Consider the following 22,527-nt stretch of genomic DNA (forward strand, 5'->3'; position numbering starts at 1 on the left):
GAAAATATTACACGCTTGTTTTAAAGAAAAATTTAACACCAAATGACCAATAATCAAATTAAAGCTTGTTTAGCAAATCCAAATTCATCTCACTCAGCCCGCTTAAAACCATATCAGCCTGTTTCAAAACATCGGGCGAACCTATGCCTACGGCTTTCATGCCACCGGCTTTAGCGGCTTGCACGCCGGCAATGGCATCTTCAAACACCACGCAGTCGGCGGGTTGCACGCCTAATTCCTCAGCGCCTTTCAGGAATACTTCCGGGTCGGGTTTGGCGGCGCTTACTTTATTGCCGTCAACAATAGCGTCGAACAAACTGGTCATGCCAATTTTATCCAGTATCATCATCGAGTTTTTACTGGCCGAACCTAAAGCTGTTTTTATCCCGGCATCGCGGCAGGCTTGCACAAATTGTTTAGCGCCTGGCAAAATTTCATCGGGGCGCATATGGCTTATCATTTCCACATACCATTTGTTCTTTTGCGCGGCCAGTTGTTCTTTCTCGGCTTCGGTTTTAGTTACACCGCCCAACGCCAAAATAATCTCCAGCGATCGCGTCCGGCTCACGCCTTTTAGCTGTTCGTTATCGTGTTCGGTAAAATCAAACCCAAGGCTGTTAGCCAGTTGCTTCCAGGCTTTATAGTGGTATACGGCAGTGTCAACTATAACACCGTCCAGGTCAAATATGCAGGCTTTTATATCGTTCATATGAATGGGGCGAAAGTACGAACAAAATCAATTCAACACCTCTTCAATACTCTCGTTTATACGATAAGTTGTCCCCTTATACTTTATCGCCGAGCCATGGCACAAAAACGTGGCAGTACTGTCGGCATAAATAACGTGCAGGGTGCAGTTTGTTTCAAAGTCTATCGGCTCTTTTTTATCGGTGTTCACCGCGTTGGCAATATGCCTTATTTTAATAGGATCGGTGTAATTCAGCGTGATGGAATCGGCCTCATCGCGGTAACGTACTACCTTGATCATCCTTACTGCCGACCGGTTGATGAGCATATGGTGTTTACACCCAGCCAATGTGGCTAACAAAATAAGGAGAGCATAGCGTTTCATAGTAAATAGATAAGATGTTTAAATTTAGGGAAGCTATTTGGCATTACCGTCATCATTTTATCATACCACGGTAACAGCGCTGTTATAATTTTAAGTTTTCAATAGCATTGTATAACTTGCTTACTTAAACTATTCGCAAAAAATGAAGGTCGCAAAGGCTTTAATCTCGGTGTTTTTCACCATTGTACTGATATTGGCAGTTGAAATAAAATGGGGCGATATCCCATCTATAGCCGTATTTCTGAACCCCGCTACCGGCTTCTGGCAAAATGCCGACAGCAAGCATATCATCAAGGAAAAAACTTTAAAACTGAAAGGCCTGAAGGGCAAAGTAACCATCCGGTATGATGAGAACATGGTACCCCATATTTTTGCCGAAAACGAGCACGACCTTTACTATGCCCAGGGCTACGTCACCGCCAGCGACCGCCTATGGCAAATGGATATTCAAACCCGAAGTGCATCGGGCAGATTGTCGGAAATTGTTGGGGCAAAAGCACTGGATATCGACCGTTACCATCGCCGTATGGGCATGGTGTACGGAGCCGAAAATTCGCTGAATGAAATGATGAAAGATCCACGGGTGAGCGTGATGGTAAACGCCTATACCGAAGGCATTAACACCTACATACACCAGCTTTGGAAGCGCGATTACCCAATTGAATTTAAACTACTGGATTACGAACCTGAAGACTGGAAGCCTATTAACTGCGCATTGCTGTTAAAGCTAATGTCGGAAACGTTGGCCGGTAGTACCGATGCCCCTGCCATGACGGCTGTACTGAAAAAATTTGGCCCGACAGCTACTAACGATCTGTTTCCCGATTATCCCATGCGCGAAGACCCGATTATTCCTGCAGGTACTAAATGGAATTTTAAGGCTTTGCCCCTGCCTAAACCATCGGCTGATTTTTTAGCTTCAATGCTGGAACCTGTTAAACATAGGGAAAAAGTAGAAGGCCTTGGCAGTAATAACTGGGCAATTGCTGGCAGCAAAACCGCCAGTGGCTACCCTATCCTGGCTAACGACCCACACCTGAACCTTACTTTCCCGTCTATCTGGTATCAAATACAATTAACGGCACCAGGCATTAATACCATGGGCGTTTCCATCCCGGGGACACCGTGTGTAATTATTGGCTACAATAACCACATTGCCTGGGGCGAAACCAATGTGGCTACCGATGTACTTGATTTTTACAATATTAAGTTTAAGGATAGCAGTCATAGCGAATACTGGTACAATAACAAATGGAACAAAACCACCAAACGTGTAGAAACCATTAACGTATTACACAAATCGCCGGTAGTTGATACAGTAATTTATACGCACCATGGACCGGTAGTTTATGAGAATGCGGGCGTTAGGCCAAAATCGCGGGCGGATATCCCGGTGAGCGCGGCTGCCCGCTGGATAGCGCATGATAAATCACAGGATATATTGGCCTTTTACCTGCTCAACCGTGCTAAGAACTATGACGATTACCGGGAAGCTTTAAGTTATTATACGGCCCCGGCACAAAATTTTATTTTCGCTTCTGCGGATAAGGATATTGCTATTACCGTAAACGGAAAGTTCCCATTGAAATATAAAGACCAGGGCAAATACATTTTAGATGGCAGCGACCCGGCTAATGACTGGCAGGGTTGGATCCCCACTGACCAAAATCCTACCGCTAAGAATCCTGAACGCGGGTATTTAAGTTCGGCCAATCAATCATCGACCGACCAAACCTATCCTTATTATCTGAACTGGAGCTTTGCACCTTACGAGCGCGCCAAACGCATTAATGACCGGCTGGCTGCCATGAAGAACGCCACTATAGATAGTATGCGCGTTTTGCAAACCGATACTTACAGCATACGTTCACAGGATGTTTTGCCGGCATTACTAAGCTATATTGACCCTACTAAACTGGACGAAACACAGCAACAAGTTTTGGAAATAGTAAAAAAATGGAATAAACGTTTTGATGCCAACGAGCAGGGCGCAACCATTGTTAATACCTGGTGGCTGAAGTTTTACGGCATGGTGTGGAATAATAAGTTTGGCAAGGATGAGGAACTGATGAAGCCATCACACGATAGGACGATAAAGTTGCTACTGAAAGAGCCGCAATCTAAATGGTTCGATAATCCTAAAACCCCAATTATAGAAACCTGTGCGGATATTGTAAACCGATCGTTCAGCGCTGCTATTGATGAGCTGACAAAAAAATATGGCAAACCGGGTCCAGCATGGGCATGGGGGCGTGTAAAGTCAACTCACATCAATCACCTGGCTAATCTTGATGGATTTGGCGCGGGTAAGTTTGTGGCAGGTGGTGCCGGTTCGGTAGTAAATGCCCTGCACGATGGGCACGGCCCGTCATGGCGCATGGTGGTGCAAATGGGGCCCAAAGTGCAAGGCTACGGTATATTCCCCGGTGGCGAATCGGGCAATCCTGGCAGTTTATATTATGATGATATGCTTAAAACCTGGCAGGCCGGTCAGTTGAAGCCATTGCTTTTCCTGCAATCTGTCAATGAACAGTCACCACGTATCAAATCAACAATCACCTTAATTAGTAAATAACATGTTATTCCTTATTATACTTATCCTATCATTAACTGCCGGATTTATAACCCCGTGGTGGGCGGCGGCAATTATTGCTTTTGTAGCAGCATTGTATGCAGGTAAAGAACCAGGGCGGGCGTTTCTGTCGGGTTTCTTCGCGGTATTTATTGTTTGGGTGGTGCTGGCATTGTTTAAAAGCGTCCCCAATAACCACGTGCTGGCCAGTCGCGTAGCAGTGCTTTTCCATTTACCAGGCTGGCCCGTGCTACTTATTTTAACAGCCTTGATTGGTGGTTTGGTCGGCGGTATGTGCGCTATGTCCGGAGTGTATGTGAAGCGGGTGTTTGAGAAGTAAGAGTAAGCTGTAAAAGCCTGTCATTTCGAACGAGGAACAAGGAGAAATCTTATACATGCAATAAGTACCATCACCCGTATAAGATTTCTCCCTACGGTTCGAAATGACATGATGACTTAAGAGAGAGGTATCAAGCTACAGCGTAGCTGCATCCCTTTTCACGGTATGTATATCAGGATTTTGATAGTCGTTCTCTATTAAACCATCGCGCATGCGGACGATGCGATGGGCGTGCTGGGCAATATCTTCTTCGTGCGTTACCAGGATGATGGTGTTGCCTTTAGCGTGGATATCCTCCATCAGGCCCATAATTTCAATGGATGTTTTGGTATCTAAGTTACCTGTAGGCTCATCGGCCAGGATAATAGATGGGTTGTTTATTAAAGCACGTGCCACAGCCACACGCTGGCGCTGACCACCCGAAAGTTCGTTAGGTTTGTGATCCATACGGTTACCCAAACCCACATTCTTTAAAGCATTTTCAGCACGGTTTTGCCTGTCGGCCTTGCTGGTCCCTGAATATATTAATGGCAATGCCACATTATCTAAAGCGGTATTGCGCGGAAGCAGGTTAAAGGTTTGGAAAACGAAGCCAATCTCTGAATTACGCACTTCGGCCAATTGGTTGTCACTCATGTGGCTAACGTCGATACCATTTAGTATGTACGAACCCTTAGTTGGTGTGTCCAGGCACCCCAAAATATTCATTAGGGTTGATTTACCTGAGCCCGATGGACCCATCAGCGCCACAAATTCACCTTTATTGATAGTTAATGAAACAGATTTCAGCGCGTGAATTACTTCCGCCCCGATCACATATTTACGCCCGATATCTTTAATGGTAATTAATGGCTCCATGCAGTTTTTGTTGCTTTGACAGTGGTAAGGTATGAAATGTTACAGCGAAATGAAATAAATGTGCAAATGTGCGTATCTGCAGATGTGCAAATTGTAGAAAGATGGATTCATTTGCACATACACACATTTGCATATCTGCACATTAACCTATCACCTTTGCTACATGGAAGAAGCTATCATCCTTCTCAGGGGCGTTTAACAGGGCTTCTTCGTGGGTTATCTCCTGTTTCACTATGTCCTCACGTTGCACGTTTACGTCGGCATTCATATACACCAAAGGCTCCACGGCCGATGTATCCACTTCGTTCAACTTGTCCATAAAATCAAGGATACGGTTCATATCCTGTATAGTTTCGGTTTTCTCATCGGCCGATAGTTCCAGCCTCGCCAAATGGGCTATTTTATCAACGGTATCCTGATCTATCTTCATGCAGACTCAAATTTTTCTTTTATCAAACCATATACCTGGTCTTTCAGCGCTTCGGCATCATCCATGGTTAAATGCGCCGTTTCAATAGGCTTATGCACATACACATCACATATCCCCGGTCGACTGCCATATTTGGCGCCATCGTCCCAAAGAACCTTCCAGGTATTCAGCGAAGTTACAGGAATGATCGGAATTTTCAACTCAATGGCCAATCTAAATGCGCCGCTTTTAAATTCATTAATTGTGGGTGGATAAGTATCGGCTATGCCACCTTCCGGGAAAAGGATCATGTTTGTACCGTGCTCCAGGCGTTCCCCTGCTTTTTTAAAAGCTTTGAATGATGATATTTTACTATCGCGATTAACCGGTAAGTCGACCGTACGGAAATAAATACCAGTAAACATACCTTCCAATAAATCCTCTTTCCCCATAAAGCAGCAATTGGTGTGGCCCAATAATATGCTCATGGCTGAAATATCCAGGTTTGAAGCATGATTAGGGCATATGAGGTAAGTACGGTTCCAATCAATAGGCGCTTCAAATTGAAAACGATAAAATATTCCGACCACTGCCGAACTTAAAAACGCCCACCATTTGCGCAGCCATATCATACCATAATAGCGGCTGGGCTTCAGCGAAAAGTATTTTAATGGCGGCCAAAACAGGAAGAAAAACAAACCCAGGCTCGCTACCAACAATATATGGTGCAGTTTACGCAGCGCTTTCGACATAGATCATCAATGATTACAATGCCTCCTATTAACGTAAAAATGCACGCTTCCCTGTTTTAATATCATTTTCATCGTTACCAAAAATATAAAAATTCCTTACTTTCGCCACATTATGGAAACTGTTGTTAGTGGTATCCGGTCGACCGGAAATTTACATTTAGGCAATTACTACGGGGCTATTCAAAACTTCGTAAAAATGCAGCATGAATACAATTGCTATTTTTTTATAGCCGACCTGCATTCGTTAACTACGCACCCTACCCCTGCCAACCTACACGGTAACGTGAAACATGTTTTGGTGGAGTACCTGGCTGCGGGTATCGACCCCGAAAAAGCCACTATTTATATACAGAGCGATGTTCCTGAAATTGCCGAACTATACCTGTATATGAACATGAACGCCTACATGGGCGAATTGGAACGCAGCACATCATTTAAAGATAAAGTACGCGCCAACCCAGATAATGTAAACGCCGGCTTATTAACCTACCCAGTTTTGATGGCGGCAGATATACTAATACACAAGGCTACAAAAGTACCTGTGGGTAAAGACCAGGAACAACACCTGGAAATGGCCCGCACCTTTGGTAACCGTTTTAACCGCTTATACAATAACGAATACTTCCCCGAACCTTATGCCTTTACCTTCGGCGAAAGCCTGGTAAAGATACCTGGATTAGATGGCAAGGGAAAAATGGGAAAATCGGAAGGTGAAGGCAATGCTGTTTACTTATCCGATACCCCTGAAGCTATCCGCAAAAAAGTAATGCGCGCCGTTACCGATAGCGGCCCGACTACCGAAAACCAGGAAAAACCGGTAGAAATACAAAACTTGTTCGATTTGATGAAAGTGGTATCAACCCCCGATACGCTGGCGCATTTTGATAACCTGTACAATACCATGCAAATACGCTACGGCGATTTGAAAAAACAACTGGCCGAGGATATGATCATAGCTACTGCGCCTATACGCGAAAAGATAAACGACATAGCCGCCGACGCCCCTTACCTGCGCCAGGTAGCCCGTCATGGTGCTATTAAGGCCCGCGAGAGTGCAGCGCGTACCATTAAGGAAGTGCGTGAAATTATAGGCTTCAGGAGTTTTTGACCATAATTGTCTGAACCAGGATTTACAGATTAAATGATTTTCAGAATTTTCATAAAACGCTTTTATAATTCTGTGAATTCTGTAAATTGTAAAAATTCTGATCAAGACTAAATATTAAATTATCACATGCATATTGCTATTGTAGGAAACATAGGCGCAGGGAAAACGACACTTACCGAACTGCTGGCTAAAAATTACGGTTGGGAACCTTTATATGAAGCTGTTGATAACAACCCTTACTTAGAGGATTTTTACAGCGATATGAAACGCTGGAGCTTTAACCTGCAGATATATTTCCTGAATAGCCGTTTTCAGCAGATAGTTGACATACAGAAGAACAACCGCAATATATTGCAGGACCGTACCATTTACGAGGACGCTTTTATTTTTGCTGAAAACCTGCACGATATGGGCCTGATGACCAGCCGGGATTACGATAATTACCGTGCCATATTCGATAACATCACCTCGTTCATTAAACCGCCCGATCTGCTGATCTATCTTAAAGCATCGGTACCTACGCTGGTGAACAATATACAGCGCCGCGGCCGCGAGTATGAGATTGGTATCCGTATAGATTATCTTTCAAAACTGAACGAGAAATACGATAAGTGGATAAAGGGCTATGACCTGGGTAAACTATTAATACTTGATAAAGACAACCTTGATTTTGCCAATAACACGGAGGATCTGGGAAGCATTATTCAGTTGATTGAACGGGAGATAAACGGGCTTTTCTAAGAACGTTTTACGTCCCTCCAAGGCATTTTGAAAACGTATAACTTAAAACGTCAAACGTATAACTTAATGAAAGTCCTCGGTATTATCCCCGCACGTTACGCATCTACCCGGTTTCCAGGGAAGCCATTGATTGATATTGGCGGCAAAAGCATGATACAGCGGGTGTACGAACAGGCAAAAAAATGCGACGCCCTGGCCGATGTTTTTGTAGCCACCGATGACCAGCGGATATTTGATCACGTGATAGCTTTTGGCGGTAAGGCCGTAATGACTGCCGACGCCCATCCCAGCGGTACTGACCGTTGCGCTGAAGTGGCGCGACTGCATCCTGAATATGATGTCGTCATAAACATACAAGGCGATGAACCTTTTATTGACCCCGAACAAATTACCAAAGTAGCTGGCTGTTTTAAAGAAGCAGGAACACAATTAGCGACCCTTATCAAACAAATACACAGCACCGACGAACTTTATAACTTTGCTACGCCAAAGGTGATCATCAACACCAACAGCGAAGCCATTTATTTTTCACGCTCCCCCATCCCCCATGTGCGCGGCCAGGAGCCCCAGCATTGGCTTTATCATAACACCTATTACAAACACATTGGTATTTATGGCTACAAAAGCGACGTGCTGCAGCAAATAACGCAATTGCCGGTATCGTCGTTAGAAAAAGCCGAAAGCCTGGAGCAATTGCGCTGGGTTGAAAACGGCTACCGAATAAAAGTAGCGTTAACCGATATGGAAAGCCATGCGGTAGATGTGCCGGAAGACTTGGAGAAACTGAAATTTTAAACTGATATGAAAATACAAGTTCTGTTCACCTTCGCTATGCTTTTAAGCTTAATGACTTACGCACAAAAAAAGTCCGACTACATTATTACTAATAAAGGGGATACACTTATTTGCAAAATTAAACGCCCGTTTTTAAGCTCACTTCAGTATACATTGCCTGGTGACACTGCGAAATACCTTAATACAGATTCAATTAAAGGATATTATATTGCCAAAGATGATAACCTGGTAAGAGCTGTATATATTGGAAATAAAAAAAAGCCAAAATTTATTGATGTTATTGAAAACGGCCCAATAAGTTTGTACCAAATCGTAAATACACATTATAGCATGTATGGTGGGGCAAGCTCAACTACAACGTGGTATATAGGGAAAGGGTCGGATAGGGCGACAGAATTAAAAACTAACGCGTTGTTTGCAGGAAAAAGTCGTGATGAACGTAAAAACGATTTTGCAGAAATGATTAAGGACAAGCCGAATGTATACGAAAAATATATGGCCGAGAATAAGTTCAATTTTAACTTTATCCAAAACCTGGTGCATTTATACAATACAGGTAAATTATTGAGCGAAGAGAAGACCGAGGCAAAAAAGGATGATGCTTATTAATTCTTAATTAGGGCTTCTATTTCCTGTACTGATAATAAATTTGCCCGTGGTAAATAATTATCCACTACTTTAAAATTGCGGTCAATAGCAATGCCGCGGGGTATAGCGCCAATGTTAAATTTTGCTTTTATGACTTTATAGTTTTCTGCATCGGCAAACAGGTTGATCATTTGCAGGTTAGCGCGCTTGCTTATTTGCTGCCAGCGTTCGCGATCCGAATCAATACAGATATTGATCATCACCAATCCTCGGTTTTTATATTGCTGATATATTTTATTCTCCTTAGGGAATTCTCCAATACAGGGTGCGCACCAAATAGCCCAAAAGTTTATAATTATAGGTTTACCGGCATAATCGCTTAGCGATACCTGCTTGCCGTTAATATCTGTTAGGGTTACAGCAGGTACCCTTGCCCCTACCTTCGGTAAACCAAGCTTAGCCTGTATTAAATCGTTGTTATGTATCCGGTTACCTTGATTAACAAAACTAACCGACTTGTAAATAATATCGTATTTGGCTTTTGAACTGGTATAAATCACTCCCAGGCGGCGCATTTTCAGCACATCACTCTCGAGCGTGTTTTTACAAAGACTATCAATTACATACAGCATTGCATCAGGCACTTTTTTGATGACTTGCTTTGATAACCTGTTCAGGTAAAAATCGGTTGCCCACACGTACGATGTATTAAGGATCATGTCCTTATTAATCAGCTTTATTTGCTTTTCAAAGCTGTAATAATCGGGCCTTACAAGAAATGCTTTGCCCGTATGAAATTCTTTATCAATCAGCACATTATATTTACGCATATTACCGTTATACACCAGGCGTTGGTATTCGTGCTTTTTAAACCACTGCGATACCGGTTCAACATATTTTTCTAAAAAATTCAATCTTATTTGGGTGATTGAATCGGCAATTGCGGGGAATCTGTTGAAATCGTTTAGTTTTTCACCTGCGTTATAATATGGTCGGCTCTCGTTATCAGTGTTACCTAAATACTGGTAATACGCCAGATAATATTTATTCTCTAAAGCAAAACTGCCTTTAAACATAATTTGCGCGTTTCTAAAATTAGTGGTTTTAATATCGCACACCACATGCCCGCCCGGGCCATTCAATATACCTAATTGGTTATCAACAAATATAAAATCGGGGTAGCTGTATGATAAACTAATGCTGTCTGCCCTACCCGGAGCAATAGTTAAGCTGATACTGCTTTCCTGGTAAGGCAGCCAGTTAAAAAACATACCTGATATTTTTACAGTATCGGCAGTTGAGTTTTTAAAAACGGTTATTCCCGCCTGCTGCTTTAAATTAACAAAGCACCATAAATTTATTTGCTGTTGCGCCAGGCAACAAAAGCTACTAATACAAATCAAAATAAGTATTGAAAAAGATGCAATACGGCCCATATTCATAATTAATCCATAAAACTAAATAATTAGTTTTACATTCTGTATATTGAATACCAAATGAATATTCAACTTTTCAACAATTAAAATTCACAGTCCCACATCCCGCATTTTTTGTTACCTTTGTATCCCGTACACAAACAAAATCTATGACCAAATATATCTTTGTTACGGGCGGCGTTACTTCGTCGTTAGGAAAAGGAATTATCTCGGCATCGCTGGCTAAACTCCTTCAATCACGTGGTTACCGCGTAACTATTCAAAAGTTCGATCCTTACATTAATATCGACCCGGGAACACTAAATCCCTACGAGCATGGCGAGTGCTATGTTACCGAAGATGGTGCCGAAACCGACCTTGACCTGGGCCATTATGAACGTTTTCTGAACACCCCTACCTCACAATCAAACAACATTACTACCGGCCGCATTTATCAAAATGTCATCAATCGCGAACGCGAGGGTGCTTTCCTTGGTAAAACCGTGCAGGTGGTGCCACACATTACAGACGAAATTAAACGCAATTTCCGCATTTTAGGCGAAAGCGGCGATTATGATATTGTGATCACTGAAATAGGCGGTACTGTTGGCGATATTGAATCATTACCGTTTGTGGAAGCTGTGCGCCAGTTTAAATGGGAAATGGGTTCGGGCAATGCTTTGGTCATTCACCTTACACTTATACCTTTCCTTGCCGCAGCCGGCGAATTAAAAACCAAGCCAACCCAGCACTCCGTTAAAATGCTGCTGGAATATGGTATACAGCCCGATATTTTGGTTTGCCGCACCGAGCATCACATTAACCAGGATATCCGTAAAAAGATCGCTCTGTTCTGTAACGTAAATATCAATGCGGTAATTGAATCGATAGATGCGCCAAGTATTTACGATGTGCCTTTGCTGATGCTGCGCGAACAGTTGGATAAAACTGTGCTAACCAAATTAAAGCTCCCTAACAAAAATGAACCCGACCTGGAAAACTGGAAAGACTTTTTAGGTCGCCTTAAAAACCCTACAGCCGAGATCCGCATTGGATTGGTAGGCAAATATGTAGAGTTGCCCGATGCTTATAAATCTATCATTGAATCATTTGTACACGCGGGCGCTAAAAACGAGTGTAAAGTAAAAGTGGTAAGTATACAATCAGAACACCTTACCCCTGAAAACGCTATTGAAAAACTAACCGGCCTTTGTGGCGTGTTGGTAGCGCCTGGTTTTGGCGAGCGTGGTTTTGAAGGTAAAATTGCCGCCATTAAATATGTGCGCGAGAATAATATCCCATTTTTTGGTATCTGTTTAGGCATGCAGTGCGCCGTGGTTGAGTACGGCCGCAACGTGTTAGGTTTAACCGACGCCAGCAGTACAGAGATGAACCCCGGCACTTCTAATCCGGTTATTGCCATGATGGAAGATCAGAAAAACATCAAAAACATGGGTGGCACTATGCGCCTGGGCGCTTACGCCTGCGATTTAAAAGCCGGCAGTAAAGCGGCCGCCATTTACGGAAAAAACCATATTACTGAAAGGCACCGCCATCGCTATGAGTTTAATAATGAATACCTTAAAGCATACAAAGAAGCCGGAATGATACCATCGGGCATGAACCCGGATAACGGTTTGGTTGAGGTTGTTGAGCTTAAAAATCATCCATTTTTCATCGGTGCGCAATTTCATCCCGAATTAAAATCAACGGTTGCAAATCCTCACCCACTTTTTGTTAACTTTGTCGCCGCTTCGCTGGCCTATGCCCGCAAGAAATAATTGTACCGCAAGAAATAATGGATAGAAATACTTTTACAGGATTATTCCTGATCATGATCATTTTGGTGGGATCGTTCTTTTTAATGAAACCAAATGAGGCCGAATTAAAAAAGGAAAGAGCTAAAGAGCATGCAGATTCGCTAAAACGCGCCGGAATATCAAAGCCAGCAGCTGCAACCACAGCAAAATTTGATACCACTAAGAAAACCGCTGTTACTGATTCGGCCATATTGAAAAGCCCGTTTGGTGCTGCTACTGCCGGTGTTGATCAATTAGTCACCTTAGAAAACCGCGATATGCGTGTAAAGATCAGTGCAAAAGGTGGCCGTATCTATTCTGTTGAATTAAAGGATTATAAAACTTTCGACAAAAAACCACTGATATTATTTGATGGTGGCGATAACCACTTTGGCCTCAACTTTAATGCTGCCGGTAAAAAAATAAATACCGACGACCTTTACTTTAAACCAAGCGCAACTAATTTAACCGTAGCCGGAAAGGATTCCGAGTCGGTAACCATGCGTTTAAGTTACAGCCCTACGCAGTACATTGATTATATATATTCAATAAAAGGCATCAGCAACAAAATTGGTTTGGATATTAAGCCTACGGGATTAGATGGTGTTTTAGCAAACAGCAACACCCTTAACCTGCAATGGACAGCCAACCTGAAAAAACAGGAAAAGGATATGAAACTGGAGCGTCAATATTCAACCATATACTTTAAGAATACAGATGGCGATATTGATTATTTGAGTACCGGTAAAGACGATCAAAAAACCATCAGCGATAAAAAATTGCAATGGTTCTCTTTCAAGCAACACTTTTTCTCCAACGTAATTATTGCTAAGCAAGGTATCAGCAATGCTAATATCTCGGTTACTACCGATGCCAACGATACTACCATTGTTAAGCAAATGAAGGCCGATGTAGTACTAAATAAAGATAATTCAGGCACTTTTCCGCTGGAGCTATATTTTGGCCCTAACCGCTTCTCGACCCTGCAATTACAAGGTTATGATCTGGAAAAGCAAGTAGACCTGGGCTGGGGGCCTTTGAAGTACATTAACCGTTTTGCTGTATTGCCGGTATTTAACTTTTTTAACCAGTTTAACTGGAATTACGGTTTGATCATTTTAGCATTAACCATTATTCTGAAATTGGTTTTATCACCGCTTACCTATAAGTCTTACTTATCAATGGCTAAAATGCGTGTGCTGAAGCCCGAGATGGACGAGATAAAGGCTAAAGTTGGCGAGGATAACCCTACCTTGTTGCAACAGGAATACCTAAAGCTTTATAAAAAAGCCGGTGTAAACCCATTAGGTGGCTGTTTGCCTTTAGTAATACAAATGCCGATAGTCATCGCGTTCTTCCGCTTTTTCCCGAGTTTGTTTGAATTGCGCGGACAAAGCTTTTTGTGGATGCACGATCTTTCAACCTATGATTCTTTGGTTCATTTTGGTACCAGTATCCCAATTTTAGGCGATCACATTAGTTTAATGTGTTTATTGATGACCATTTCGACGTTGATCTACACTTACTTCAACAACCAAATATCAGGTGCAACCGGACAGATGAAATACATAGGGTATATTACCCCTATCATTTTCTTCGGTGCGCTGAACGGTTACCCGGCAGGTTTGAATTATTATTACTTCCTTGCCAACATGTTAACCTTTTTACAGCAATACCTGATCAAGTTTATGGTTGATGATAAAAAGATCCACGCCCAGATACAGGAAAACAAAAAGAAACCTGAAGAGAAAAAGAAAAAATCAGGCTTCCAGGCACGTATGGAAGAAATGATGCGTCAGCAACAACAGCAGACGAAGAAGGGAAAATAGAGATTGGGGATTAGTTAATTAGATATTAGTCAATATTCTTACTAAAGCGATGGGTTTAAACCCATCGCTTTTTTTATGCTTTTTTCTCCTAATCTCTAATTAACTAATCAACTAATTAACTAACTTTGTTAGCAATGTATGCAATAGTTGATATAGAGACCACTGGCGGCCACGCCAGCGCTAACGGGATTACCGAGGTGGCTATCTGCATCCACGATGGTATACAGGTTACACACCGGTATGAGACCCTGATCAATCCTGGCAGGGATATCCCGGTCTATATTCGCGCGTTAACGGGCATCAGCAATGAAATGGTGCAGGATGCCCCGCCTTTTAAACAGGTGGCGCACGAGATATACCAATTACTGCACGATAAGATATTTGTGGCCCACAACGTCAATTTCGATTATTCCTTCCTGCGTTATCATTTAGCAGCATCCGGGTACGATTTAAACTGTAATAAGCTTTGCACGGTAAGGCTGGGGCGTAAAATAATACCGGGGTTGCCATCATACAGTCTTGGCAAGCTTTGCCATAGTTTGGGTATTAATAACGAAAGCCGTCACCGGGCCGGTGGCGATGCTTCGGCTACGGCCGAGTTATTTGGTTTATTGCTAAGCAGAGATGCCAATAAGCACATCCTGTCAGCACTTAAAAAGAACTCCAAAGAACAAAACCTACCGCCGCATTTAAATAAAACTATAATAGAGAAGCTGCCGTTAATGCCCGGCGTGTATTACTTTCACGATCAAAAAGGCAAGGTAATTTATGTGGGTAAGGCGGTAAATATCAAAAAGCGGGTTTGCAGTCACTTTAGCGGCAATAACCCAAACCTGCAGCGTCAGGAGTTTTTAAGAAATATCCACCATATCTCGCACCAGGAATGCGGAACAGAGTTAATGGCATTGGCGCTTGAGGCAATAGAGATCAAACGCCTGTGGCCAAAATACAACCGGTCGTTAAAACGGTTTGAACATACTTTCGGCTTATATACGTATGAAGACCAGCGCGGCTACCTGCGCCTGGCCGTTGATAAGCACCGTAAGTATTCAGATTCGGTACATAGCTGCCGGTCGCTGCTGGAAGGTTATAGCTTGCTAAATCAGTTGATAGAAGAATTTGAACTGTGCCCTAAGCTATGCTTCATTCAAAAGAATAATGAGCCTTGCACGGGTAATTATAAAGAGCAATGCGCCTGCACCGGTCAAATGGACGTACATATCTACAACCAGAAGGTTCAATACGCCATTAGCAGCCTGAAAGAGCAACTTCCTACCTTCGCTTTGCGCGATAAAGGCCGCAACTACGACGAACAAAGCTGTATCCTGATAGAGAACGGCCGCTTTTACGGTATGGGTTATATCACCAATGATTTTGATGCCGATAACTTTGATGCCCTGAAGGCACACCTTTCGCCTTATCCTGATAACGGTTATATCCGCAACATGGTGCTTAGCCATGCCGAGCGGTACCCTGCTAAGAAAGTTGAGTTTGGAATGGTGTTGGCTTAGGCAACCACCCCGTCATTGCGAGGTACGAGGCAATCTCCAAACTATACATCACCACTCTGCAATCCGGGAGACTGCTTCGTCGTTCCTCCTCGCAATGACGCAATATAGAATACATTCCCCCCTAAGAAAATCGCACAACTAATAACACAATATAATTTCCCTTCGGTTATACTATTACATCATAACCTATATAAAAACGTATTATGGATAGTATTAATCAGCAGCAACCCGAAGACAACTTCAAAAACCTGGAGGGCAACGATGCCTGGAAGAAACTAAAGGAACTGGCTGAAAAAGCCGAAAGCTGTTTCTTCTGTACCAATATTAAAACCGGCCTGCCTTTCAATACCCGCCCTATGTCTCCGCAAAGGATTGACGATAATGGCGACCTGTGGTTCCTGAGCGCTAACGATAGCCATAAAAATGCAGATATTAAATCCGACCCACTGGTTCAGTTACTATTTCAGGCATCGCCACATTCCGGCTTTTTAAGTGTATATGGAATTGCTGAAATAAGCGAAGACAAAGCTATGATCGATACACTATGGGACCCGCTATTAAAAGTATGGTTTACCGAAGGTAAAGACGACCTGCGCATCAGTGTAATAAAGGTATCGCCTACCCAGGGTTACTATTGGGATAACAAACATGGCAATGCCATCGCCTTTGTTAAAATGATAGCCGGTGCTATTACCGGTAAAACGCTTGATGATTCGATTGAAGGAAAACTGGTAGATGAGTAATGCAGCCAAGCGTATAGGCGATGAGTTAACTTATGGATCAACAAATGTTATATTAGTGCATATTTAACCCGCTGCTATGACAAAGGCTATCCCGGTATTCCGTGTATTCGATTATAAAAAAACCATAGAGTTTTATGTAGACTGGCTGGGTTTTACCATCAACTGGGAACATAAGCCAGAGGGTAGCCCATTTTATATGCAGGTAAGTATTCGCGGCGTGGCTATCGATCTGTCCGAGCACCACGGCGAATGTTCGCCCGGTGCTAAAGTAATACTGAATGATTTTGAAGGTTTAACAGCTTACCATAAACTGATTAGCGAAAAAGACTTCAAGTATATGAACCCGGGCCTTGAACGCACTGAATGGGATATAGAAACTATTACTACTACAGTGATAGATCCATTTATGAATCAAATTATATTTACCGAACGGGTTGGGAAGTAACTATATCCCCGCTTTCTCCAACTCTTCAGCCATTTGCTGCTGCAGCTTCAATGCTTCGGCACGTGCGGCTTCGGCAAAATCTTCACCGCTGGATGCGTAAATAATAGACCTCGAGGAATTAACAAGCAAACCGCAGTCCTTAGTCATACCGTATTTACACACATCTTCCAGGCTACCGCCCTGCGCCCCTACACCTGGCACCAATAAAAAGTTATCGGGCGCGTAAGCGCGAATGTTGGTAAACTCTGTGCTTTTGGTAGCGCCAACTACATACATTATCCTATCGGCGCCAGCCCAGGTATTGGCTTTCTTAATAATAGTTTCATACAGGTATCCACCTTCTGTTTCAAGGTATTGAAAATCCTTGCTGCCTACGGATGATGTCAACGCCAGAATAATTACCCATTTACCTTCATAAGCCAAATAGGGTTTCACACTGTCGTTACCCATATAGGGGGTTATCGTAATAGCATCAAAGTTCATTCCCGAAGTGCTTTCATCAAAAAATGCGCGCGCGTATTTGTCTGATGTATTACCGATATCGCCGCGTTTGGCGTCGATAATATTCAAGGTATCCTTTGGTAGGTATTTACAGGTATCTATTAATGCCTGCAGCCCTTTTATGCCATAGCTTTCAAAAAAAGCCGAATTAGGTTTATAAGCCACGCACAAATCGCGGGTAGCGTCAATAATCCGTTTGTTAAACTCAAATATAGGTTCGGGGTAGCTTTTTAAAAAGTCGGGTAGCTTATCAAGGTCGGGGTCTAAACCCACACATAAAAACGATCTTTTCTTTTTAATCTCAGCAATAAGTTGTTCCCGGGAAAGCATGCAGTAGTAATATAAGATGTATTTTGATTGTAAAAAAACTAAAAATTACCCTAACTGTTATGCATTTGAGAGATATTTTTTGAAAAAGTTTGAAATACTAATTTTTATTAATTAAAATTGCAGCGTTATCCTTTGAATTTTTCTTGCACCAAAGAAACAATTTAAAATTCCAACGTATTTTACTAATAAAAAAATTACAAGAGTTTCGGTTTCGTTTTGTGTGTTGGTTAACAAATTCTCTCAATATTAAAAATCCTTTTGATTTATAAATTCACCCCATGTCTGACAATACTATTGAATTGAACGATAAACTCGTTTCAGAACTACGCGATATGGCAAAAGCTTTGGGCGTTGCCGAAGCAGATGACCTACGCAAACCACAATTAATTACCCGCATTGTAGAGCAACAGCAGCTAATTGAAGCTGCCAGGATGCAACAGAGCGTTTTGGCCAGCAATTACGCTCCGATAGGTGAAGAACAACCGGCTGCTGAAGCTGAAGATAAACCACGTAAAAGAACCCGTGTTATAAAAGCCAAATCATCAACCACACCACGTGTTGATGTACCTTTGGATGATACAAACCTGTTTAACCAGGATGAAGAAGACGACAATCAGTCGTTTACCGAAGACGAAGCACCTGCTGCCAGCGAAGAGGCGCCACAGGTAATTACAGGTGATGACCAGGACGACCAGCCTTCAAAGCCGGAAGAACGCCCTGCTGAACGCGCGCCCAAATTTGATCGCCGCGCTAATCAGGCAAACCAGCAACAAAACAAAAAAGAAGAAGTTAATCTTGATTTCGACAATGTAATTGTTAATGAAGGCGTACTGGAAATTATGCCTGATGGTTACGGATTCCTGCGCTCTTCTGACTATAATTACCTTACTTCGCCCGATGATATTTATGTATCCCAATCGCAAATAAAATTATTCGGCTTAAAAACCGGTGATACTGTGCGCGGCAGCATCCGTCCGCCAAAAGAAGGTGAAAAATACTTCCCGCTGGTACGGGTGGAAGCCATTAATGGTCGTGTACCCGCTGAAGTGCGTGACCGTGTACCTTTTGACCACTTAACACCTTTATTCCCATCAGAAAAACTGAGCTTGTTTACCGATCCGGGTAACTATTCAACCCGTATTATGGATCTGTTCTCGCCTATTGGTAAAGGTCAGCGTGGTTTAATTGTGGCACAGCCAAAAACAGGTAAAACCATGTTATTAAAGGATGTGGCCAACGCTATTGCTAAAAACCACCCCGAGGTTTACCTGATCATATTACTGATTGACGAACGCCCTGAGGAAGTTACCGATATGGCCCGCAGCGTACGTGCCGAGGTTATCGCGTCGACTTTTGACGAGCCGGCCGAACGCCACGTAAAAATTGCCAATATTGTGCTGGAAAAAGCTAAACGTATGGTTGAATGCGGTCATGACGTTGTTATCCTGCTCGATTCCATTACCCGCCTGGCCCGTGCCTATAACACGGTTGCCCCTGCATCCGGTAAAATACTATCCGGTGGTGTTGATGCTAACGCGCTGCACAAACCAAAACGTTTCTTTGGTGCGGCCCGTAACATTGAAGACGGGGGATCATTAACCATTATCGCTACAGCGCTTACCGAAACCGGTTCTAAAATGGATGAGGTTATTTTTGAAGAGTTCAAGGGTACGGGTAACATGGAGTTACAGTTGGATCGTAAGTTATCTAACAAACGTATCTTCCCGGCTATCGACCTTACCGCGTCAAGCACTCGTCGTGATGATTTATTGCTTGACCGTGATACGCTGCAACGCATCTGGATATTGCGTAATCACCTGGCCGATATGAACTCGCAGGAATCGATGGAGTTTTTACAAACGCAAATTAGAGGCACAAAAACAAATGAAGAGTTTTTGATCTCGATGAACTCGTAATAACTGTAAATACAGTACTTTTATGAAGATATGATTAAAGCACTCGTTTTTTAACGGGTGCTTTCTTGTTGGTTCATAAATTCTTGGTAACTTCACCCCCACAAATGAGGAAGCGAGTAAAAAAACACTTACCCAATGCCATTACCTGTGCTAATTTGTTCAGCGGCTGTGTGGGTATTGTATTTGCTTTTAGCGATAACCTGATCTTTGCTGCCTACTGTATCTTCCTGGCCGCCATCTTCGATTTTTTTGATGGTTTTGCTTCACGCGTATTACAATCATTCTCCGGCATAGGTAAAGACCTGGATTCACTGGCCGATATGGTGAGCTTTGGCTTCCTTCCATCAGCAATTTTGTACGAATTACTTTTAAAGTCGCCGGCTATACCAAGTATTGGGAATTATATACCCTTTTTAGCATTCGCTATCGCGGTATTCTCGGCCTTACGTTTAGCTAAGTTTAATACTGATACCCGCCAGGCTGAAATATTTATCGGGTTGCCAACGCCCGCAAATGCTATACTTATAGCCTCGTTACCTTTCATAACAGATCAATACCCATTGTTTAGCCATTACATACTAAACCAGTACACCCTGGTGGCTATAGATGTGGTAATGTGCGCGCTGCTGGTAGCCGAGTTGCCGCTAATGTCGCTGAAATTCAAAAACTTGGATTCAAGACGTAATTTATATCGCTATATATTGCTGCTTATCTCGGCTATATTGATTCTATTTTTTAAATTTGCTGCCGTTCCGGTAGTGATATTTATATATATCACCCTATCTATCATTCAACTAAAATTCGACAATGACAAAGTTCCAGGCTGAAATTGATGTAATGCCCAAAAAAGAAATTCTTGATCCACAAGGAAAAGCCGTTACCGGCAGCATGAAAAACCTTGGTTTGGAAGAAATTCATAACATCCGCATAGGCAAACATATTTCGCTTGAGATTGAGGCCGAAAACGAAGATTTAGCCCGCCAAAAAGTGGATCAGGCATGTAAAAGCTTATTAGCTAACCTTATTATGGAAAGCTATAGCTTTAGTTTACGAACCGTTTAGATAAATTCGTAAATTTTTCGCATTCTGACCTGCAATCTATCAGCGCCGTATTTATAACACCTGTACTTTACTTACCCCTGAATGATTATTCCGGATTAATTTATTCCATATAAATTAACAACCTGCCTATCAGTCTATTATAGAAAATATATTAAAAAATATAAATATATATGTACATACATTATAACATTTAAATTTTATTCATACCTTCATATTGCTCATTCCTAAACCAGGTCACACTACAACTCTTAGTATTAATCAATAAAAAGGAGGTATTGGCAAGCATCAACTCATCATATCAAATTCAGTTATATCTAATCGGCTCCGCTAAAATTTTAACCATTTAAAACATCAAATCATGAAAGCAAAATTTTTAGCAGTTATTGCAACATTCTTCTTATTAACATCAGTTGTGGCCCCCAAAGCAAAAGCTGAAACCATTACTGTTACCGAAGCACAGATAATTTCCGTTATGACCTTCTGGGATTATGCAGGCCCGCATGACTATTATTTTAACCCATACGGCTCTTATTCACAAACAGCCGACGTGACGGACGGCTTTTATTATACCGTAACCATTGTAGTAGGCAGTAATTATGGAAGTTTTATTGATTATGGCCATTATCACCATTACTGGACTTATAATTACCAAAATAATAGCGAGTCAGCTGATTTCGATACCGACCATAACAGCTCCACTTATGGCCAGTGTACCTTTAATTATGGGGTAACTATAGGATCGGGATACAATACAGTTTTTGATTATTATAACTAATCCCAATAAAAAAGGGATGCCATTTAGCATCCCTTTTTTATTGCTATAATTTTCACTTACTTACAATAGTGCTTCAGTATCAGCTTTAATCTTGGCTAATTTTACCAGGTTGTTGCTTACTACCGATTTTATCCAGGCAAATTTTGTATTGATCATATTAATATCCTGACCACCTGCCTTACAGGCTAATTCTACATCCTGCATAGCGGCCTGGCAATCGCCCATACCAAAAAAACCCAGGTTAGGCTTTAACTTGTGTGAAGCCCCTCCCGCTGTTGCCCAGTCGCCGGCTGCTATGGCATTGGTAATGGTTGTTAACAGTTCGGGGGTTTGCTGCAAAAATAAGTCGATGGAATCAACAATGAACTCATTGCTGCCATCGGCAATTTCATAAAGGAATGAAAGGTCAAAATCCTGGTTATCTGACATATTTATTTTTTCTACCCCAAATTTATAATTTTTTCACAATCAAGCAATCCTGTAAGTTATTTTTAAGATACAACATATTTTGTTTCAATACGGGATGGATCAATTCCGGGGCTACTTCAGCTAATGGCTCTAAGGTAAACCGGCGGTTTTGCAGTTGCGGATGCGGAATAATAAGATCGGGATCGTTCAAAACAATCTCATCGTAAAATAATATATCAATATCTATTGTCCGCGCACCCCATTTTTCCTCGCGTTTGCGCCCCAGGTCCAATTCAATCTGCAATATACGTTTTAATACTTCATGTGGTTGCAAATTGGTTTGCGCTATTACTACCTGGTTCAGGTAATCGGGCTGGTCGGTTTTACCCCAGGCCTGTGTCTCGTACACAGAGGATAGTGTAATAATAGGCCCTATCAACTGGCCTATCTGCCCAATTGCGCGCTGCAAATAGTCATGCCTGTCTCCTAAATTGGTACCTACCAGCAAAAAAACCTTAAACATGTTGTAACAAATATTATTGATAGTACTCTTAGCTG

General features: G+C 42.3%; 24 protein-coding genes. 15 read left to right on the top strand and 9 right to left on the bottom strand.

Annotated elements, in window-relative coordinates; genetic code table 11:
* Positions 1-58: 58 nt before the first annotated feature.
* Together pgmB and IRJ18_RS09740 are read right to left on the bottom strand one after the other, a co-directional pair.
* Positions 59-709: a beta-phosphoglucomutase gene (pgmB, locus tag IRJ18_RS09735; RefSeq protein WP_194105984.1), complete on the bottom strand. Its 651-nt coding sequence runs from the start codon at positions 707-709 to the stop codon at positions 59-61.
* Between the two features lie 27 nt (positions 710-736).
* Positions 737-1,072 carry a hypothetical protein gene (locus IRJ18_RS09740; RefSeq protein WP_194105985.1) on the bottom strand — a complete coding sequence of 112 codons (336 nt, stop codon included), beginning with the start codon at positions 1,070-1,072 and terminating at the stop codon, positions 737-739.
* 142 nt (positions 1,073-1,214) lie between these two features.
* Between IRJ18_RS09740 and IRJ18_RS09745 the strand changes: the two genes are divergently transcribed.
* The gene (locus tag IRJ18_RS09745; protein WP_194105986.1) at positions 1,215-3,647 is read left to right on the top strand and encodes a penicillin acylase family protein; all 2,433 of its coding nucleotides are present in this window, start codon (positions 1,215-1,217) and stop codon (positions 3,645-3,647) included.
* Position 3,648: 1 nt separating this feature from the next.
* A complete protein-coding gene (locus tag IRJ18_RS09750; RefSeq protein ID WP_194105987.1) occupies positions 3,649-3,984 on the top strand; it encodes a hypothetical protein in 336 nt (111 codons plus the stop codon).
* A 135-nt stretch (positions 3,985-4,119) separates the two neighbouring features.
* Here the strand turns inward: IRJ18_RS09750 and IRJ18_RS09755 are convergent, their stop codons facing one another.
* The 3 genes from IRJ18_RS09755 to IRJ18_RS09765 all read right to left on the bottom strand — a co-directional run bounded on the left by IRJ18_RS09755 (position 4,120) and on the right by IRJ18_RS09765 (position 6,003).
* On the bottom strand, positions 4,120-4,842 hold the full coding sequence (locus IRJ18_RS09755; RefSeq protein WP_194105988.1) for an ABC transporter ATP-binding protein: 723 nt from the start codon (positions 4,840-4,842) through the stop codon (positions 4,120-4,122).
* A 142-nt stretch (positions 4,843-4,984) separates the two neighbouring features.
* Positions 4,985-5,272, bottom strand: a complete 288-nt coding sequence (gatC, locus tag IRJ18_RS09760) for an Asp-tRNA(Asn)/Glu-tRNA(Gln) amidotransferase subunit GatC (protein WP_194105989.1) — start codon at positions 5,270-5,272, stop codon at positions 4,985-4,987.
* A complete protein-coding gene (locus IRJ18_RS09765; protein WP_194105990.1) occupies positions 5,269-6,003 on the bottom strand; it encodes a lysophospholipid acyltransferase family protein in 735 nt (244 codons plus the stop codon). The genes gatC and IRJ18_RS09765 overlap by 4 nt, the downstream gene beginning before the upstream one ends.
* 112 nt (positions 6,004-6,115) lie before the next feature.
* Here IRJ18_RS09765 and trpS point away from each other — a divergent pair, with 112 nt between their 5' ends.
* The 4 genes from trpS to IRJ18_RS09785 all read left to right on the top strand — a co-directional run bounded on the left by trpS (position 6,116) and on the right by IRJ18_RS09785 (position 9,256).
* On the top strand, positions 6,116-7,111 hold the full coding sequence (gene trpS / locus IRJ18_RS09770; protein WP_194105991.1) for a tryptophan--tRNA ligase: 996 nt from the start codon (positions 6,116-6,118) through the stop codon (positions 7,109-7,111).
* A gap of 126 nt (positions 7,112-7,237) precedes the next feature.
* Positions 7,238-7,852, top strand: coding sequence for a deoxynucleoside kinase (locus tag IRJ18_RS09775; protein WP_194105992.1), 615 nt, complete (start codon positions 7,238-7,240; stop codon positions 7,850-7,852).
* 66 nt (positions 7,853-7,918) lie between these two features.
* Entirely contained in the window at positions 7,919-8,647 is a 729-nt protein-coding gene (gene kdsB, locus IRJ18_RS09780) for a 3-deoxy-manno-octulosonate cytidylyltransferase (protein WP_194105993.1), read from the top strand.
* 6 nt (positions 8,648-8,653) lie between these two features.
* Positions 8,654-9,256, top strand: a complete 603-nt coding sequence (locus IRJ18_RS09785) for a hypothetical protein (RefSeq protein ID WP_194105994.1) — start codon at positions 8,654-8,656, stop codon at positions 9,254-9,256.
* On the opposite strand, the gene IRJ18_RS09790 is transcribed toward IRJ18_RS09785, so the two are convergent.
* Positions 9,253-10,506 carry a TlpA family protein disulfide reductase gene (locus IRJ18_RS09790; protein WP_194105995.1) on the bottom strand — a complete coding sequence of 418 codons (1,254 nt, stop codon included), beginning with the start codon at positions 10,504-10,506 and terminating at the stop codon, positions 9,253-9,255. The two genes, IRJ18_RS09785 and IRJ18_RS09790, sit on opposite strands and share 4 nt — an antisense overlap.
* 314 nt (positions 10,507-10,820) lie before the next feature.
* Between IRJ18_RS09790 and IRJ18_RS09795 the strand changes: the two genes are divergently transcribed.
* The 5 genes from IRJ18_RS09795 (at position 10,821) to IRJ18_RS09815 (ending at position 16,977) form a co-directional block, all read left to right on the top strand.
* Complete coding sequence (locus IRJ18_RS09795; RefSeq protein WP_194105996.1) at positions 10,821-12,431, top strand: CTP synthase; 1,611 nt, start codon at positions 10,821-10,823, stop codon at positions 12,429-12,431.
* A gap of 17 nt (positions 12,432-12,448) precedes the next feature.
* Complete coding sequence (gene yidC, locus IRJ18_RS09800) at positions 12,449-14,278, top strand: membrane protein insertase YidC (RefSeq protein WP_194105997.1); 1,830 nt, start codon at positions 12,449-12,451, stop codon at positions 14,276-14,278.
* A gap of 134 nt (positions 14,279-14,412) precedes the next feature.
* Positions 14,413-15,789 (top strand): exonuclease domain-containing protein, encoded by a 1,377-nt coding sequence (locus IRJ18_RS09805; protein WP_194105998.1) that lies wholly within the window; start codon positions 14,413-14,415, stop codon positions 15,787-15,789.
* A 203-nt stretch (positions 15,790-15,992) separates the two neighbouring features.
* Positions 15,993-16,532, top strand: a complete 540-nt coding sequence (locus tag IRJ18_RS09810; protein ID WP_194105999.1) for a pyridoxamine 5'-phosphate oxidase family protein — start codon at positions 15,993-15,995, stop codon at positions 16,530-16,532.
* Positions 16,533-16,608: 76 nt separating this feature from the next.
* Positions 16,609-16,977, top strand: a complete 369-nt coding sequence (locus tag IRJ18_RS09815; RefSeq protein WP_194106000.1) for a glyoxalase superfamily protein — start codon at positions 16,609-16,611, stop codon at positions 16,975-16,977.
* Here IRJ18_RS09815 and pyrF read toward each other — a convergent pair whose 3' ends face one another.
* Positions 16,978-17,808, bottom strand: a complete 831-nt coding sequence (gene pyrF, locus IRJ18_RS09820; protein ID WP_194106001.1) for an orotidine-5'-phosphate decarboxylase — start codon at positions 17,806-17,808, stop codon at positions 16,978-16,980.
* A 278-nt stretch (positions 17,809-18,086) separates the two neighbouring features.
* Between pyrF and rho the strand changes: the two genes are divergently transcribed.
* From rho to IRJ18_RS09840, 4 genes are all read left to right on the top strand, one after another.
* A complete protein-coding gene (gene rho, locus IRJ18_RS09825; RefSeq protein WP_194106002.1) occupies positions 18,087-19,724 on the top strand; it encodes a transcription termination factor Rho in 1,638 nt (545 codons plus the stop codon).
* Positions 19,725-19,828: 104 nt separating this feature from the next.
* Positions 19,829-20,551, top strand: a complete 723-nt coding sequence (locus IRJ18_RS09830) for a CDP-alcohol phosphatidyltransferase family protein (RefSeq protein ID WP_194106003.1) — start codon at positions 19,829-19,831, stop codon at positions 20,549-20,551.
* Positions 20,532-20,786 (top strand): phosphoribosylformylglycinamidine synthase subunit PurS, encoded by a 255-nt coding sequence (purS, locus tag IRJ18_RS09835; RefSeq protein WP_194106004.1) that lies wholly within the window; start codon positions 20,532-20,534, stop codon positions 20,784-20,786. The genes IRJ18_RS09830 and purS overlap by 20 nt, the downstream gene beginning before the upstream one ends.
* Before the next feature lie 358 nt (positions 20,787-21,144).
* Positions 21,145-21,561, top strand: a complete 417-nt coding sequence (locus IRJ18_RS09840) for a hypothetical protein (RefSeq protein ID WP_194106005.1) — start codon at positions 21,145-21,147, stop codon at positions 21,559-21,561.
* A gap of 60 nt (positions 21,562-21,621) precedes the next feature.
* On the opposite strand, the gene IRJ18_RS09845 is transcribed toward IRJ18_RS09840, so the two are convergent.
* The gene (locus tag IRJ18_RS09845; protein ID WP_194106006.1) at positions 21,622-21,990 is read right to left on the bottom strand and encodes an Hpt domain-containing protein; all 369 of its coding nucleotides are present in this window, start codon (positions 21,988-21,990) and stop codon (positions 21,622-21,624) included.
* Between the two features lie 22 nt (positions 21,991-22,012).
* Positions 22,013-22,492 carry a 2-amino-4-hydroxy-6-hydroxymethyldihydropteridine diphosphokinase gene (gene folK, locus IRJ18_RS09850; protein ID WP_194106007.1) on the bottom strand — a complete coding sequence of 160 codons (480 nt, stop codon included), beginning with the start codon at positions 22,490-22,492 and terminating at the stop codon, positions 22,013-22,015.
* Between the last annotated feature and the right edge of the window lie 35 nt (positions 22,493-22,527).

This window comes from Mucilaginibacter boryungensis, from assembly GCF_015221995.1.
Taxonomy (GTDB): domain Bacteria; phylum Bacteroidota; class Bacteroidia; order Sphingobacteriales; family Sphingobacteriaceae; genus Mucilaginibacter; species Mucilaginibacter boryungensis.